This is a genomic window from Bordetella petrii, from assembly GCF_000067205.1.
Classification (GTDB): domain Bacteria; phylum Pseudomonadota; class Gammaproteobacteria; order Burkholderiales; family Burkholderiaceae_B; genus Bordetella_A; species Bordetella_A petrii.
The window spans coordinates 2,464,169-2,481,502 of the sequence record NC_010170.1 but is presented as its reverse complement, the minus strand read 5'-3'; the positions used below and the strand labels follow the sequence as shown (position 1 = coordinate 2,481,502).

Sequence of the window (17,334 nt, the reverse complement as noted above, 5' to 3'; positions counted from 1 at the left end):
CGCGGAGTACTCATGTCGCCAGCACCATCCGCCCTGCCGCCTGTTCAAGACACCCCGCTCTGGTACAAGGACGCGGTCATCTATCAGCTGCATGTCCGCTCGTTCTACGACTCGAACAACGACGGCATCGGCGACTTCGAAGGACTGACCGCCAAGCTGGACTACATTGCCAGCCTGGGCGTGGACACCGTCTGGCTGCTGCCCTTCTATCCGTCGCCGCGGCGCGACGATGGCTACGACATCGCCGACTATCGGGGCGTTCATCCCGACTACGGCACCATTGCCGATGCGCGGCGCTTCATCCGCGCCGCCCATGCGCGCGGCCTGCGGGTCATCACCGAACTGGTGGTCAACCATACTTCCGACCAGCATCCGTGGTTCCAGCGCGCGCGCCGTGCCCGGCCCGGCAGCGCAGCCCGCAACTACTACGTATGGTCGGACAACGACCAGGCCTACTCGGGCACCCGGATCATCTTCTGCGACACCGAGAAATCGAACTGGACCCGGGACCCCGAGGCGGGCGCCTATTTCTGGCACCGCTTCTACTCGCACCAGCCCGACCTGAACTACGACAATCCGCAGGTGCTGAAAGAGATTCTGTCGGTCATGCGTTATTGGCTGGACATGGGCGTAGACGGACTGCGGCTGGACGCCGTGCCGTATCTGGTTGAGCGCGAAGGCACCAACAACGAGAACCTGCCCGAGACGCACCAGGTGCTGCGCCGCATCCGCGCCGTCATCGACGCGGAGTACCCCGGCCGCATGCTGCTTGCCGAGGCCAATCAGTGGCCGGAAGACGCCCAGGAATATTTCGGCAACGGCGACGAATGCCATATGTCGTTCCACTTTCCGCTGATGCCGCGCATGTACATGGCCATCGCGCAGGAAGACCGCTTTCCGATCACCGACATCATCGCGCAGACGCCGGAAATTCCGGCCACCTGCCAGTGGGCCATTTTCCTGCGCAACCACGACGAACTGACGCTGGAGATGGTCACCAGCGAAGAGCGCGACTATCTGTGGAACGTCTATGCGGCCGACCCGCGGGCGCGCATCAATCTGGGCATCCGGCGCCGCCTGGCGCCCCTGCTCGAGCGCGACCGCCGCCGCATCGAACTGATGAACAGCCTGTTGCTATCCATGCCGGGCACGCCGGTGCTGTACTACGGCGACGAACTGGGCATGGGCGACAACATCCACCTGGGAGACCGCGATGGCGTGCGCACGCCGATGCAATGGTCGCCCGACCGCAATGGCGGATTTTCGCGCAGCGATCCGGAGCGCCTGCCCCTGCCGGTGCTGATGAGCCCGCTGTATGGATACGAGGCGATCAATGTCGAAGCGCAGCAGCGCGACCCGCACTCGCTGTTGAACTGGACCCGCCGCATGGTGGCGAAGCGCCGGCAGTCGCAGATTTTCGGGCGCGGTTCGCTGCGCTTCCTGTACCCGGGCAACCGCAAGATCCTGGCCTACCTGAGGCAGGCAAACGACAGCACCATCCTGTGCGTGGCCAACCTCTCCAGCACCGCGCAGCCGGTCGAGTTGAATCTTGCCGAGTTCGACGGGCGCGTTCCGGTGGAAATGCTGGGCGGCAATCCTTTTCCCGATATTGGCAAGCTGCCCTATCTGCTGACGCTGCCGCCATATGGGTTCTACTGGTTCGAGCTGAGCACGGAGCATGCATCGCCCGCCTGGCATGCCCAGCAACCGGAACAGATGTCCGACCAGGCCACCCTCGTGCTGCGGGGACGCGGCGGGCTTGCGCTGACGGAGTCTTCGCGGCGGGCATTCGAGCAAGATGTGCTGCCCGCCTTCCTGCAACGCCAGCGGTGGTTCCCTTCCGAGCATCGCATTGGCGCGGCGCGGCTGGTAGACAGCACGCCGTTGGCTGGCGGCGGCGCCGAGGAATACCTGGTCACCGAGCTCGAAAGTGGAACGGGCGCGGCCCGTACGCGCCTGCACGTGCCGCTGTCGGTTGCCTGGAAAGCCGCGGCGCCGCAAGACTACATTCTGGCGCGCGTCCGGCGCGGCTCGGACGTAGGCATACTGGTCGACGCATCCCGCCAGGAGTCATACGTGCGCACGCTGGTAGCCGCCCTGCAATCCGGGCGCGAGCAGCCCGCGGGCGGCGAATCGACGTCGGCTTTGTGCTTCTTGCCCGAAGCCGGGCTGCGCAGCCTGGAACTTCCGCCCGACATCCCGTTGCACTGGCACGCCGGCGAACAGAGCAATACTTCGATCGCGCTGGGCAACAAAGCCGTGCTGAAAATCGTGCGCCGCCTGGAATCCGGCTTGTCGCCCGAGGTAGAAATGTCGCGGCGCCTGACCCAGGCGGGTTACGCCAACACCCCCGCCTTGCTCGGTGAAGTGGCCCGCCGCGACGCCGACGGCTCGATGCGCACGCTCGCGGTGCTGCACGCCTACCTGATCCATGAGGGCGACGCCTGGTCGTGGACCATCGACTACCTGAAGCGGGCCCTGGACGATGCGCTGCCGCGCAATGCCGGCCTGGAAGAATTCGACGAAACCCTGGCCGGATACGCCACCGTTGCCGCCACCATCGGCCGGCGGCTTGCGGAGCTGCACAACGTGCTGGCGCAACCCTGCGACGACCCGGCCTTCGCCCCGCAGGCCGCCCGTCCGGAAGATGCGCAGGCGCGTGCCGATGCCATCGTCGCGATGCTGGACCGGGCGCTGGCCATGCTGCCGGGACTGGACGACGCGCTGGATGCCACCACGCGCGCATGCGGACTCTGGCTGTGCGAGCACCGCGATCGCCTGGCCGAGCAAATAGGCAGGTTGACCCAGGCCGCCACGGGCGCCCTGCAGGTGCGTATCCATGGCGACTTCCATCTGGGCCAGGTGCTGCTGGCGCACACCGACGCCTACCTGATCGATTTCGAGGGCGAACCGGCCCGGACGCTGGCCGAGCGCCGCGCCAAGACCTGCCCATTGAAAGACGTGGCCGGAATGCTGCGTTCGCTCGACTATGCGGCTGCCACCATCGCGCGCGGCGAGCCGCCGGACGCCCCGGCGCCGCCCAGCGACACAGCAGAGGGACAGCCGCCCCAAAGTCCGCAAGACCGGCGCCGTTCTTTGCTGGAGCGGTTCAGCGCGCGCGCCGCTCAAGCCTTCATGCAAGGCTATCGCGAGACCGCCGGGCAGGCCTTGCGCCTGCCGCCCGAGCGCGAGCAGGCCCTGGTGCAGGCCGCGCTGATCGAGAAAGCCGCCTATGAAATTTGCTACGAGGCGCGTCACCGGCCCGATTGGGTATCCATTCCACTGTGCGGGCTGGCCGAGCTGGCGCGCACCCAGTTGATGGCAACGGCCATCGGCCAGGAGGAACAACGCCCATGAGCGAAACAGAAAAAACCGCCGGCACGGACCTGGCCCCCGAAACGCGCGCGGCACTGCTGGAGGGGCGGCACCCCGACCCTTTCAGTGTGCTGGGCCCGCATGCCGAAGACGGACGCACGCTGCTGCGCGCCCTGCTGCCCTGCTCGCTCGGGGCCGAGGCGGTGTTTTCCGGAGGGGCCGTGCTGCCGCTGTCGCCGATAGGCGACGGCCTGTACGCCGCCGACATCACGCGCCACTGCAATGACGGGCAACCTTGCTACCGGCTGCGGGTACGCTGGCCCGACAGCGTCGAAGAGATCGGCGACCCCTACGCCTATGGCCCGCTGCTGGACGACGCCCACCTGACCATGCTGGCCCAGGGATCCTGGCTGTATGCCGGCCAGTGCCTGGGCCCGCACGCATGCGAGATCGATGGCGTGGCCGGGGTGCGCTTTGCCGTATGGGCGCCCAATGCGCGCCGCGTGGCGCTGGTAGGCGACTTCAATGGCTGGAACGGCCTGCGCCATGGCATGCGGCTGCGCCATGCCGCCGGAGTATGGGAGATCTTTGTGCCGGAAGTCGCGCCGCTCAGCCGCTACAAGTACCAGATCCTGGGGGCGGACGGCGCGACCACGCTGCGCGCCGATCCGATGGCGCGCCAGACCGAAGCGCCGCCCGCCACGGCTTCTGTCGTGCCGGCCTGCGCGCCCTATGCCTGGAACGACGCCGCCTGGATGGAAAGCCGCGCGGCGCGCCAACGGCCCGACGCGCCGGTGGCCATTTATGAAGTCCACGTGGGCTCGTGGCTGGGCGACTGCGGGCCGGGTCCCCTCTGGGACCGGCTGGCTGAACGCCTGCCGGCCTATGCGCGCGCACTGGGCTTCACCCATATCGAGCTCATGCCCATCATGGAGCACCCGTTTGGCGGCTCGTGGGGCTACCAGCCCCTGGGCATGTTTGCGCCCAGCGCCCGCTATGGAGCGCCAGCGGATTTCGCGCGCTTCGTCGACCGCTGCCATGCGGCCGGGGTGGGCGTGATACTGGACTGGGTGCCGGCGCACTTTCCCAATGACGCCCACGGCCTGGCGCGCTTCGACGGCACCGCGCTATACGAGTACGCCGACCCGCGCGAAGGCTTCCACCCCGACTGGAACACGCTGGTCTACAACCTGGGGCGCAACGAAGTAAAAGCCTACATGATTGCCAGCGCGCTGCACTGGCTGCGCGAGTTTCATATCGACGGACTGCGCGTGGACGCAGTGGCGTCGATGCTGTACCGCGACTACAGCCGCGCCCCGGGCGAATGGATTCCGAACCGCTACGGCGGCCGGGAAAACCTGGAGTCGGTCGACTTCCTGCGCGAACTGAATACCGTCGTGGGATGCGAATGCCCGAGCGCCATCATGGTGGCCGAGGAATCGACAGCATGGCCCGGAGTGACCGCGCCCACCGGCGACGGCGGGCTGGGCTTCGACTACAAGTGGAACATGGGCTGGATGCACGACACCCTGCGCTACATGCGCCATGATCCCGTGCACCGCCGGCACCACCACCACGACGTTACCTTCGGAATGATGTATGCGTACTCCGAGCGCTACATTCTGCCGCTGTCGCACGACGAAGTGGTGCACGGCAAGGGCTCGCTGCTGGGCAAGATGCCCGGCAGCCACGCGGACCGGCTGGCGCAATTGCGCCTGTATTACGGCTATATGTGGGCGCATCCCGGCAAGAAGCTGCTGTTCATGGGCGGCGAAATCGCCCAGGAAAGCGAGTGGAACCATGATGCCGCCATCGACTGGAACCTGTTGGACGACCCGGGCCGGCGCGGCGTACAGCGGCTGGTGGGCGACCTGAACCACTTGTATGGCGAATTGCCCGAACTGCATCGGCGCGATTCCGATCCGTCGGGGTTCGCCTGGATGGTCGGCGACGACGAAACCAACAGCGTGCTGGCCTTCGTTCGCACCGATGGCCAGCGCCACCTGCTGGCGGTCTGCAATTTCACGCCGGTGGCTCGCCATGATTACCGCATCGGCGTGCCGCTGCCGGGCCGCTGGCGCGCGCGCATCAATACCGACGACGCGGCCTACGGCGGCACCGGCCTGACCGGTCCGATCCTGGCCGATACCCACGACACGCCGGCCCATGGCCAGGCGCAATCGGTGTCGCTGACGCTGCCGCCGCTGTCGACACTATTGCTGCGGCACGAGGACTGATGATGGCCATTTCCGCACAATCCAGCCTGGCTCCCGGTTCCCCATACCCGCTGGGAGCAACAAGCGACGGCCTGGGGGTCAACTTTGCCGTCTTTTCGGCAAACGCGACACGCCTCGAGTTGTGCCTGTTCGACGCGCGCGGCCGCAAGGAGCTGAGCCGCCTGGCGTTGCCGGAGTGCACCGATGAAGTGTGGCACGGCTACCTGCCCGACGCGCAGCCCGGACTGGTGTATGGCTTTCGCGCGCACGGGCCGTACGACCCGCGCAACGGGCACCGTTTCAATCCGCACAAACTCTTGCTGGACCCTTATGCGCGGCGCCTGACCGGCGGCGTGCGCTGGTCGGATGTGCTTTTCGGCTACCGCATGCAGCACGCCAAGGCCGACCTGAGCATGGACCGGCGCGACAGCGCCCTGCCGATGCCGAAAGCCGTGGTGGTCGACGATCACTTCGACTGGGGCCGCAGCGTCGCGCCGGCGACCGGCTGGAACGACACAGTACTGTACGAGCTGCATTTGCGCGGCGCCACGATGCAGCGCGAAGACCTGCGCCCGCCCTTGCGCGGCACTGCCAGCGCCCTGGCCGACCCGCGCTTCATTGATCACCTGCACCGGCTCGGCGTCACCGCGGTCGAGCTGATGCCCGTGCATGCGTTCCTGCAGGACCGCTTTCTGGTCGAACGGGGACTGCACAACTACTGGGGCTACAGCACGCTGTCTTTCTTTGCCCCCGAACCGGCCTATGTGCCCCAGGCCGGGCCGAACGAACTCAAGCAGGCCATACGTCGCCTGCACGCCGCGGGCATCGAGGTCATTCTGGATGTGGTTTACAACCACACGTGCGAAGGCAACGAACTGGGGCCGACCCTGTCGTGGCGCGGGCTCGACAATGCGAGCTACTACCGGCTCGTGCCGGGCGAAGAGCGCCACTACATCAACGATACCGGCTGCGGCAATACTGTCAATATCTCTCACCCGCGCGTGCTGCAGATGGTCATGGACTCGCTGCGGCACTGGGCCTCGGCCTATCGCGTTGACGGATTCCGTTTCGATCTGGGCGTGACGCTGGGACGAGAAGGCACCGGGTTCGACCCGGGATCGGGCTTCTTCGACGCCATTCTGCAAGACCCGCAATTATCGCGGCTGAAGCTCATTTCCGAGCCTTGGGACATCGGACCGGACGGATATCAACTGGGCCAGCATCCGCCGGGCTTCGCCGAATGGAACGACCGGTTCCGCGACGGCGTGCGCCGCTACTGGCGGGGAGACGATGGCATGACCGGCGAACTCGCCGCGCGGCTTGCCGGCTCGCGCGACCTGTTCGACCGTCGCCATCGGCGGCCCTGGGCAAGCATCAACTATGCGGCCTCGCATGACGGCTTTACGTTGTGCGATGTCGTCAGTTATGACGGCAGCCACAACGAGGCGAATGGCGAAGGCGGCAATGACGGGCATGCCGAGAATTTCAGCGCCAACTGGGGCCACGAAGGCCCGACCGGCGACCCGCAAGTGCTGGCGCAGCGGGCGCTGATCCAGCGCGCCGTGCTGGCCACGGTATTCCTGGCCGATGGCACGCCCATGCTGCTGGCGGGCGACGAGTTCGGCAACAGCCAGCAAGGCAATAACAACGCCTATTGCCAGGACAACCCGATCAGCTGGCTGGATTGGGCCGACCTCGAACGCCCCGCTGGCGCCGAATTGGCCGACTACGTCGCTCGGCTGAGCGCATTGCGGCGTGCCCACGGCAGCTTGCGCACGGCCCGCTACGGCGATGCAGGCCACGAGGCCACTCCCGGCATCGGCGCCTTGTCATGGTTCACCGAAGCGGGCCAGCCGATGGACCCGCCCGCCTGGGAAGACGCCGGCCGCCGCACGCTGGCGATGCGCCGCGCCTGCCGCGTCGGCGGCGGAAAAGCCGACGTGACGCTGCTGTTGTTCAACGCCGGCCACGAACCCGCCAGCTTCCACCTGCCGCCACCCGCGCTGCAATGGACCCTGGAACTCGACAGCGCCCAGCCCCGGCGCGCCGCGCAACCGGTCGCGGCGGAAACCGTCGACGTGGCGGCCCATAGCCTGGTGGTCCTGGCGGCGCATGCGGGAGCCTCGACATGAACACCATGCCTGCCGAATGCCAGCCCTGCCGGCGCCTCGACGCCCCGGTGGACGACGCCGCGCCCATGTTCGGCGCGCAGGCCATGCCGGATGGCACGACGCGCTTTCGCCTGTGGGCGCCGTCCGCGCCGCCTGCCCTGGCGCTTGAAATAGAAGGACGCACGCCCATTCCATTGCAGCCCGACGAGACAGGCTGGGTCCAGGCAGACGTGGCGTGCCCGCCCGGCACGCGCTACCGTTACCGGCTCGACGCAGAACACGCCGTGCCGGACCCCGCATCGCGCCAGCAGGCCGATGACGTGCACGGCTACAGCATCGTCTCCGCCGCGGACGGCTACGCCTGGCGGCACCCCGACTGGACGGGCAGGCCGTGGCAGGAAGCCGTCATCTATGAAGTGCACGCCGGGCTCGCGGGCGGCTTTGCCGGCTTGCAGCAACGCTTGCCGGAGCTGGCCGCGCTGGGCATCACCGTGGTGGAACTCATGCCCATCGCCGATTTTCCCGGCCGGCGCAACTGGGGCTACGACGGTGTGCTGCCCTTCGCGCCCGACGCTTGCTACGGCACGCCGCGTCAACTGAAAGAACTGGTGGATGCGGCCCATGCATTGGGGATGTGCATGATGCTCGATGTCGTCTACAACCATTTCGGCCCCACAGGAAACTACCTGCCCGCCTACGCCCGCCAGTTCTTTCGCGACGACGTGCAGACGCCCTGGGGCCCCGCCATCGATTTCCGGCAACCGCAGGTGTGCCGTTTTTTCGAAGAAAATGCCCTGTACTGGCTGACGGAGTACCGCTTCGACGGCCTGCGGCTGGATGCCGTGCATGCCATCGCCACGCCAGAGTGGCTGCCCCGACTGGCGCGCTACGTGCGCAGCCACATTCCGGCGTCACGGCACATACACCTGGTGGTCGAGAACGACGATAATCGCGCGTCGCTGCTACGGCAGGGCTACGATGCCCAATGGAACGACGACGCGCATCACGTGCTGCACCATCTGCTTACGGGCGAGACTCACGGCTACTACGCCGACTACGCCGCGCAACCTGCCGCCATGCTGGCGCGCTGCCTGTCCGAAGGTTATGCCTACCAGGGTCAATCCACGCTGCGCGATGCGGCGCGGCATCGCGGCGAGCCCAGCGCCGACCTGCCGTCCACGGCGTTCGTGCTGTTCCTGCAGAATCATGACCAGACCGGCAACCGCGCCTTCGGCGAACGCCTGCTGACGCTCGCCGCCCGGCGCCAGCCAGCCCTGCGGGCCGCCATCGCCCTGCAGCTGCTGGCGCCGCACATCCCGCTGATTTTCATGGGCGAGGAATGCGGCGCGCGGGCGCCGTTCCTGTATTTCACCGATCATGCCGATCCTGCCCTGGCGCAGGCCGTGCGCGACGGCAGGCAGCGCGAGTTCCGTTTCGGTGCCGCACCGCGCCGTACAGGCTGGCAGTTGCCGGACCCGAATGATCCGGACACCTATGCGTCCAGCTATCCCTGGGTCGAAGAGCCGGAGGCAGTGCATTGGCAAGATTATTATCAGGCGCTGCTCAAGGTGCGACAGCGCCTCATCGCGCCGCGCCTGGCGGGCGCTCGCGCCGAAGCCGCCAACGTGCTGGGGCCATCCGCGGTGGCCGCGCATTGGCGCCTGGGCGACGGCGCGCGGCTGTCCCTGTATGTGAACCTGGGCGACGAAGATGTCGCGCCGGTCCACGCGGCGTTGCCGGGCGAAGCCGCCGTGCTGCTGTTCCAGAGCTGCGCCGGGGCATACGACGCGCTGGCCGGCGGCAGCCTGCCAGCCGAGTGCACGCTGTGCATCATGGAGGAACCCCGATGAGCGCCAGCGCCTCTGTCGCGGATTCACTGACGGCGTTGGCCGAAGCCGCCGGCGTGGCGCCGCGCTGGATCGATGCGCATGGCCGGCGGCGCGACACGCCCGCCGAAACGCTGCGCGCGGTCCTGGCGGCCATGGATCTGCCCGCCGACACGCCGGCGCAGGCGCGCGACAGCCTTGCTCGCCTGGCCTTGCCCGCCAGCCAGCCGCCCGCACTGACCATTGTCCGGACGGGACACAGCGTGCAGCTGCCCGGCGTGCGCGCGGGCCGCTATCTCGTCCACTACGAAGACGGCACTTGCGACGAAGGCCAGGCCACCGGGGCCGGCGACGATGCCTGCCTGCAGGCTCCTGACCGCCCCGGCTACCACCTGCTGGAACTGGCTGGGCGCCAGTACGCGCTGGCCGTTGCGCCCGGGCGATGCCCATCGCCAGCGCAGCTGCTGCAGGACGATTCGCCGCGAGCCTGGGGCATCGCCGCGCAGATACACAGCCTGCGCCGCGCCGACCCCTCGGCCCCGGCCGCGGGCGGCTATGGCGACTTCGGCGCGCTGGCCGACCTGGCCGAACAGGCAGGCCGGCTCGGCGCCGACGCGCTGGCGGTCAGCCCGATGCACGCCATGTTCAGCGCCCGGCCCGCAGCCTGCAGCCCCTACTCTCCATCGAGCCGGCTCTTCTTGAATGTGCTGTATGCCGATCCGGGCGCAGTATTCGGCGCTGATGAAGTGCGCTCGGCCATGGCGGCAGTGGATGCCGCCGGACGCGCCGCGGCGCTCGAGCAGGCCTGCCTGGTCGACTGGCAGGCCGCCGGCGCGCGGCGCCTGGCGCTGCTGCGCAAACTGTACGACAGGTTCGAGCGCGCCGCGCCGGCCTTGCGCGACGCCTGCGCCCGCTTTCGCGAAGCCGGCGGCGACACCCTGCAGAACCACGCCGTTTTCGAAGTGCTGCACGAACGCCACGCCACCGACTGGCGGCAGTGGCCGGACGCCTTGCGCGACCCTCGCTCGTCCCGCGCCCGGGGCTTTGGCGCGGCGCACGAACAGGAAGTGGGCTTTCACATTTTCATGCAATGGCTGGCGCGCGCCAGTCTGGGCAGCGTCCAGGCCCGCGCGCGCCAGGCCGGCATGCGCCTGGGGCTGATTGCCGACCTGGCGGTGGGCACGGACCCGCGCGGCAGCCATGCGTGGAGCCGCCAGGCCGAGATCATCGAAGGCTTGTCCATAGGCGCCCCGCCCGATCTTTTCAACCCAGCAGGGCAGCAATGGGGCCTGGCCGCATTCTCTCCCCACGCGCTGCAGGAGCGCGGATATTCGGCCTTCATCGAGATGCTGCGAGCCGTGCTCGCCGACACGGGCGGCCTGCGCATCGACCACATCCTGGGGCTGGCACGCCTGTGGGTGGTGCCGGCCGGCGCCTCGCCCGAGGCGGGCGCGTATCTGCGCTATCCGCTGAACCCATTGCTGGACCTGGTGGCCCTGGAGGCTTGGCGCCACCGGGCCCTGATCGTGGGCGAGAACCTGGGCACCGTGCCCGAAGGCTTCAACGAGCGCCTGGCCGAGCGCGGCATTCTGGGCACCAGCGTGCTGTGGTTCCAGACCGCGGCGCCGCCCGTGCGCCCGCCTTCCGGCACGTCCGCGGCCTTCCTGGCGCCCGGCGAATGGCCGGCCGACGCCATTGCCATGCCCACCACGCACGACCTGCCCACGCTACGTGGCTGGTGGGAAGGCCGCGACCTGCAATGGCGGGCTCGTCTGGGCGCCGCCCCGGCGGTCAATACCCAAGCCCTGGCCGAACGCCAGGCCCAGCGCTCGTCCCTGTGGTCCGGCCTGCGCGCCGCCGGCCTGGTGCAAGGCGACACGCCACCCCAAACGGCGCCCATCGCCGCCATGCTCGGTTTCGTAGCCGCCACGCCGGCGCCGTTGATGCTGGCGCCGCTGGAAGATCTGGCCGCCGTGGCCGACCAACCTAACCTGCCTGGAACTACCACCGAACACCCCAACTGGCGCCAGCGCCTGCCGCGAACCTCCGGCAACCTGCTGCAGGACCCTGCGCTGCGCGCTCGGATCGAGGCGATCACTGCCGCCCGGAGATCGGCATGATTCCCCGCGCGACCGTCCGGTTGCAGTTGAACGCCGGCTTCACGCTCGACGACGCGCTGGCCCAGGTGCCGTACTACGCGAAGCTGGGCATCAGCCACTTGTACCTCTCGCCTCTTAGCACGGCGTGCAACGGATCGACGCACGGGTACGACGTCGCCGATCACGGCCGCGTCGATCCGGCGCTGGGCGGCGAAGCAGCCCTGCGGCGACTGGCGGCCGGCCTGCGCGGCCAGGACATGGGGCTCATCGCCGACATCGTGCCCAACCATATGGCGGCCGATTGCGCCAACCCCTGGTGGCGCGACGTGTTGATGCACGGGCAAGCCAGCCAGTATGCCGACTGGTTCGACATCGATTGGCATCCGCCCGACGCCGCGCTGCATGGCAAGCTGTTGCTGCCCCGGCTGGCGCGCCCCTATGGGGCCAGCCTGCAAGCCGGCGACATTCGCCTGGTCTACGATTCCGACGCCGGCGCCTACGCCATCGAAGCCTGCGGCGCGCGCCTGCCGCTGGCCCCAGGCACCGAGCCCGACTCATCCACACCCGGCGCGGCAACCGGATCTCACGACCCGGCGGACGCGGCCGGCCGTGCCCGCCTGCATCAACTGCTGGAAAAGCAGCACTACCGGCTGGCGTGGTGGCGCACGGCCGCCGACCAGATCAACTGGCGAAGATTCTTCGAAGTCGACACGCTGGTGGGCGTGCGGGTCGAGCGGCCCGACGTGTTCGACGCCGTACATGCCTTGACGCTGCGGCTCTATGCCGAAGGGTTGATCGATGGCGTGCGGGTCGACCATGTAGACGGTCTGGCCGACCCCATCGGCTATTGCAGGCAGTTGCGCGCTGCCCTGCGCACGGCCGGCCAGGCGCGCCTGACAGCCGGACTGCCCCGCGACCCTTACCTGGTGGTGGAAAAGATCCTGGCTCCCGGCGAAACCCTGGATGAACGCTGGGACGTCGACGGCACGACAGGCTACGACTTCATGGACCAGGCTGGCGCGCTGTTGCACGACCCGGCCGCGGCTCCGGTGCTGGTCCAGGCCTGGCAGGTGCTGGCGCATGACGACCGGCCGCCGCGCGAACAGCTCGAAGCTGCGCGCCTGCGCATGCTGTCGCGCCATTTCGCGGCCGAACGCCGCGCCCTGGTGCGCGCCCTGCTGGACGTCGCGCGCGGCGACCTCGCAACGCGCGACTGGAGCGAAAACGCCATCGACCGCGTGCTGACCCGCCTGCTGGCGGCCTTTCCGGTGTATCGCACTTATGGCGGCCCCGCCGCCAACAGCGCCGCCGACCGGGCCTGCTGCCAGGCCGCCGCGGCGCGCGCCCGGCAGTTGCCCGGCCCGGCGTTGTCGCATGCCGACATCGACCTGCTGAACCAGATCCTGCTATGGCTCGCCGGCGACGAGCCGCGGCCCGGACAAGATCTGGCGCTGCGCCGATTTCAGCAATTGACCCCGCCGCTGGCGGCCAAGGCGCTCGAGGACACCTTGTTTTACCGCTACGGTCCGTTACTGTCGCGCAACGAGGTGGGCGCCGCGCCGGATCATTTTGCGCTGTCCGCAGCCGATTTCCATCGCGCCTGCGCGGCCCGCGCCCGCCGCTTTCCCGGCGCGATGCTGGCCACCGCGAGCCACGACCACAAGCGCGGCGAAGATGTGCGCGCGCGCCTGGCGGCGCTGACGGAAATCCCGCTTGAATGGCTGCAGCACGCGCAGCAATGGCTGGGTCCGGCCGGTGCGCCGCCGGCCGCAGCCGACCGCTACATGTTGCTGCAAACGCTCGTGGGCGCCTGGCCTGCGGGGCTGGAGCCAGGCGACACGCCAGGCGTAGAACACTTCCTGGAACGAGTCCGCGCCTGGCAGCGCAAAGCCTTGCGCGAAGCGAAGCGGCGTTCGAGCTGGGCCGAGCCGGATCTCGATTACGAGGCGGCTTGCGACGCCTACCTGGAACAATTGCGGGAACCCCACGGCGCTGGCCGCTCGCGGCTGGAGCAGATCGCCGCCTTCGCGCAGCGCCTGGCGCCGGCGGGGCTGATCAACAGCCTGGCCCAGACCGCGCTGCGCATGACCGTGCCGGGCGTTCCAGACCTGTACCAGGGCACGGAGTTCTGGGACTTCAGCCTGGTGGACCCCGACAACCGGCGCCCGGTCGATTACGCAGCGCGGGCAGCCGCGCTGGCGCATCCGCCGGCCCCTCAGGCAGGCGGCGCAGCCGTGCGCCATGCCGCCTGGCAGCCGGGCCAGATCAAGCAGCAGCTCGTACATTGCCTGCTGCAGTTGCGAACCGCGCATCCCTTGCTGTTCGGCCATGGCTCATACCTGCCGCTGTCCGTGCACGGCGCCAAGGCGGCGCATGTGGTGGCGTTCGTGCGCTGCCATGAAGGCCGGCACTTGCTGGTGGCCGTGCCGCGCCTGTGCAGCCTGGCGCTGTCCGACCCGGCGCGGGATGCGCGCGCAACCGATTTCTGGGCCGACACACACGTACGGCTTCCGGCGGGCCTGGCAGGGCTGGCCTGGCGCGATGTGCGCACGGACGCCGTGCAACGCCCGGACACGCGCGGATGCCTGGCCCTCACCCAGCTATTGCAGGGCCATCCCGTCAGTATCCAGTTGGCCTGATGCGCCGTCGCGGGTACGCTCGTCCGATATGTTCCAGCCCGACGCCTCATGGCTGAGCATTTTGCGGATGCGGTCTATCAGGCTGCCCGGCGAAAATGGCTTCAGGATGACTTCCATTCCTTCGCCCTGGAACTCGCTGCCGTCGACCACGTTTTCCGCATAGCCGGTCATGAACAGCACTCGCAGGCCCGGACGGATTTCGCGCGCGACGTCGGCCAACTGGCGGCCGTTCAGGCCAGGCAGGCCTACATCGGTCAACAGCAGGTCGACCCGCTGCGCGTCCTTCAGCAGCCGCGCGCCAGCCTCGCCGTCGGCCGCCTCCAGCACGCGCAGCGAAACACCCGCGAGGCATTCGCGCACCATTTCGCGCACATTGGTGTCGTCTTCGACCAGCACAATCACCGTATCGGGAGGCAAAGCGCCGGCCTCGACCGTCTCGGAGACCGCGGGGCCATCGGGGCGGGCCTGGCGTCCCTGATAGCGAGGCAGGCACAGCCTGACCGTGGTGCCTTCGCCGGGCGTGCTGTCCATGGCCACCAGGCCGCCGGCCTGCCGGGTGAAACCGTAGATCATCGACAAACCCAGGCCGGTGCCCTCGCCCATGGGCTTGGTCGTGAAGAATGGCTCAAAGGCCCGCTCAAGTACTTCGGGCGCCATGCCGCGGCCGTGGTCCACGACCCTGACTTCGACGAATTCGCCGGGCCGCACATCGGGGTACTGGCGCAGGAAATCCTCGTCGAGCCGAGTATTCAGCGCCTCGACGGTCAGGTGACCACCGTCCGGCATGGCGTCGCACGCATTGATGATCAGGTTCAACAAGGCGCTCTCGAACTGACTGGCGTCGCACTTTACAATGTGCACGCCCGGCTGGGCGCGACAGGTCAAGATGACCCCTTCGCCCGTGTAGCGGCGGAACAGGTCATCCATGGACGCAAGCATGGCGGCCGGGTCCAGTGGCCGCGGGTCCAGCGGCTGGCGCCGCGAAAAGCTCAACAGGCGCTGCGTGAGCCGCGCCGCCCGATTGGTGGAGTCCATGGCAGTAGCAATGAAGCGAATCGCATCCTCGTACTTGCCGGCATCGAATTTGCGCTGGATCAGGTACAGCGCGCCGCTGATGCCTTGCAGCATATTGTTGAAGTCATGCGCGATGCCGCCGGTCAGCTGGCCCACGGCTTCCATTTTTTGCGATTGCAGCAGGGCCGCCTGAACCTGCCGCAGTTGCTCGGCCTGCAGCTTGAAATCGGTATCGTCGCGGCCCACCAGGTAGAAGTTGTCGTGTGCCCACGAGATGGTCCACGTGATCCAGCTATAGCCGCCCTGCTTCGTCAGCAGGCGGCTTTCCAGGTGCCGCACCCGCTGGCCGGGATCGCCGTTCAAACGCAGGCTTTCCTTGATGCGCGGCAGATCGTCCGCATGCGCCAGGTCTTCCATGGGCATGGCCAGGAATTGCTCTGGCGTCCAGCCCAGGATGGCGCGCACGGCGGGGTTCACGCTGACAAAGCGGCCGCGCGCATTGGCCACTGCCAGCAATTCGGGCGACAGGCGCCAGATGCGGTCGCGTTCCGCGATGGCCGATTCGACGCGCCGCTCGAGCACGCGGGCATACTGCGAGCGCTCGATGGCATCGCAAAGCCTCTCGGCCACCTCCTCCACACACGCGATATCCGTGCCTTTCAGCAGGTTGCTGCGATGCGGCCTCACGTACAACATGCCGGTAGGCCAACCCCAACGCCGCAACGGAATCGCGATGGCCACGGGACTTGCCTCGCCTGCCTGGCTGGCCAGCAAGGGCGACAGAAACGTGGTGCGGCCGTTTTCGTAGGCCTGGGCGCATTCCCGGCCGATCTGGCTCATTGAAATACTTTCGCCTTCCTGCTCTGCCTGTTCCGACACCCAATGCGTGCCCGCCCGCGCGCGAGCGCCGCTCGCGTCGAACTCCAGCACGGCAGCCACGCTTAATTGCAAGTGGCGGCCCAGCGCCTCGCACGCAGCATGCTCGATATCGTGCTGTCGATGAATCTCGCGCATCTGGTCCACGAGCGACAACAGGAAGTTCTTGCGATGCTGCTCGGCCCACAACTCGCCCTCGGCGGCCTTGCGCGCCGAGATATCCAGCACCAGCACCGTTATCCGGTCAGGTCCTTCTTTATGGACATGCGCCTCGTACCAGGCGTCGCGCCCCTGGTGCGGCGCGGCCTGCTCGAACTGCGCGGACTCGCCCGTTTCCACTACATTGGCGAACGTCTGCAGAATCAGGTCGGGCACCCCCGGGATCATTTCACGCAGCGAATGGCCCAGCGTGTCGCCGGCTTGCAAACCGCTCTGCTGTTCAAAGGCCGGATTCACCTCGATGAAACGGAAATCGACGATCCGGCCTTCGGCATCGCGTACGGCCTCACACAGGAAAAAGCCTTCCTGCATGCGCTGGAACATGCTTCGCCATCGCTCGCTGCTTTCCCGCAGCGCCTGTTGGGTGCGATGGCGCTCGATAACCAGGGCCACGGTGCGCGCCACCAACGCCATGGCATCGATGTCGTTGGGCGCCGGCATGTGCTCGACGCGATAGTAGTTCGAGACCACCCCCAGCAGGCTGCCGTCGGTTCCCTTGATGGGCGTGGCCCAACAGGCGCGCAGGCCGTAGCCAAGCGCCAGGTCGCGCCACGGCTTCCAGTTGGGGTGGGTTGCAATGTCGCCCACATACACGGGCGAGCCCAGGTGGGCGGCGGCGCCCCACGACGCTTGTGTCGGGCCGATCGGCGCGCCGTCTGTCTTGGCCACGAACTCGGCCGGCAGGCCCGGCGCCGCCAGATAGCGCAACTGCCCCAGGGCGGGGTCGACGCACATGATCGACGTTTTGAGATCTACGCCGGATTGACGTTCGACGGAACGAAGCACGTCTGCCATGACTTCACCGAGGGGCACGCCCCTGGCGATGCGTTGCAACATGACACGTTCGTCTTCCAGGCGGGCGCGAGTATCGGCCCATGGGTTGCGCACCTGGTCTCGCTTGGTGAACATGGCGTCCTCTTCAACAGCCGGCACAGGGCCGGACCCGCCGCGCCGTACGCGCGGCAGGGCTCCAGTATGCCTGGGCAGCATCCCTGGCGGCGTAACACCACGCAACGCCG

The 17,334-nt window shown here is 68.0% G+C and carries 7 protein-coding genes; 6 read left to right on the top strand and 1 reads right to left on the bottom strand.

Annotated features, from left to right (window positions below; translation table 11 throughout):
* Nucleotides 1-12 precede the first annotated feature (12 nt).
* From treS to treY, 6 genes are read left to right on the top strand one after another with little or no spacing between them, the layout of a single operon-like run.
* Nucleotides 13-3,357: a maltose alpha-D-glucosyltransferase gene (gene treS / locus BPET_RS11990; protein WP_012249281.1), complete on the top strand. Its 3,345-nt coding sequence runs from the start codon at nucleotides 13-15 to the stop codon at nucleotides 3,355-3,357.
* A complete protein-coding gene (gene glgB / locus BPET_RS11985; RefSeq protein WP_012249280.1) occupies nucleotides 3,354-5,552 on the top strand; it encodes a 1,4-alpha-glucan branching protein GlgB in 2,199 nt (732 codons plus the stop codon). Before treS ends, glgB begins: the two co-directional genes overlap by 4 nt.
* Nucleotides 5,552-7,663, top strand: coding sequence for a glycogen debranching protein GlgX (gene glgX, locus BPET_RS11980; RefSeq protein WP_012249279.1), 2,112 nt, complete (start codon nucleotides 5,552-5,554; stop codon nucleotides 7,661-7,663). Before glgB ends, glgX begins: the two co-directional genes overlap by 1 nt.
* A gap of 47 nt (nucleotides 7,664-7,710) precedes the next feature.
* Nucleotides 7,711-9,492 carry a malto-oligosyltrehalose trehalohydrolase gene (treZ, locus tag BPET_RS11975; protein WP_012249278.1) on the top strand — a complete coding sequence of 594 codons (1,782 nt, stop codon included), beginning with the start codon at nucleotides 7,711-7,713 and terminating at the stop codon, nucleotides 9,490-9,492.
* The gene (malQ, locus tag BPET_RS11970; RefSeq protein ID WP_012249277.1) at nucleotides 9,489-11,588 is read left to right on the top strand and encodes a 4-alpha-glucanotransferase; all 2,100 of its coding nucleotides are present in this window, start codon (nucleotides 9,489-9,491) and stop codon (nucleotides 11,586-11,588) included. The genes treZ and malQ overlap by 4 nt, the downstream gene beginning before the upstream one ends.
* Complete coding sequence (gene treY / locus BPET_RS11965) at nucleotides 11,585-14,206, top strand: malto-oligosyltrehalose synthase (protein WP_012249276.1); 2,622 nt, start codon at nucleotides 11,585-11,587, stop codon at nucleotides 14,204-14,206. Before malQ ends, treY begins: the two co-directional genes overlap by 4 nt.
* Here treY and BPET_RS11960 read toward each other — a convergent pair.
* Entirely contained in the window at nucleotides 14,168-17,224 is a 3,057-nt protein-coding gene (locus BPET_RS11960) for a PAS domain S-box protein (RefSeq protein WP_012249275.1), read from the bottom strand. The two genes, treY and BPET_RS11960, sit on opposite strands and share 39 nt — an antisense overlap.
* Between the last annotated feature and the right edge of the window lie 110 nt (nucleotides 17,225-17,334).

What these genes read in the sequence shown, in the direction of transcription:
- treS (WP_012249281.1), top strand. Translation starts at nt 13, where the DNA reads ATGTCGCCAGCACCATCCGCCCTGCCGCCTGTTCAAGACACCCCGCTC.
- glgB (WP_012249280.1), top strand. Translation starts at nt 3,354, where the DNA reads ATGAGCGAAACAGAAAAAACCGCCGGCACGGACCTGGCCCCCGAAACG.
- glgX (WP_012249279.1), top strand. Translation starts at nt 5,552, where the DNA reads ATGATGGCCATTTCCGCACAATCCAGCCTGGCTCCCGGTTCCCCATAC.
- malQ (WP_012249277.1), top strand. Translation starts at nt 9,489, where the DNA reads ATGAGCGCCAGCGCCTCTGTCGCGGATTCACTGACGGCGTTGGCCGAA.
- treY (WP_012249276.1), top strand. Translation starts at nt 11,585, where the DNA reads ATGATTCCCCGCGCGACCGTCCGGTTGCAGTTGAACGCCGGCTTCACG.
- BPET_RS11960 (WP_012249275.1), bottom strand. Translation starts at nt 17,224, where the DNA reads ATGTTCACCAAGCGAGACCAGGTGCGCAACCCATGGGCCGATACTCGC.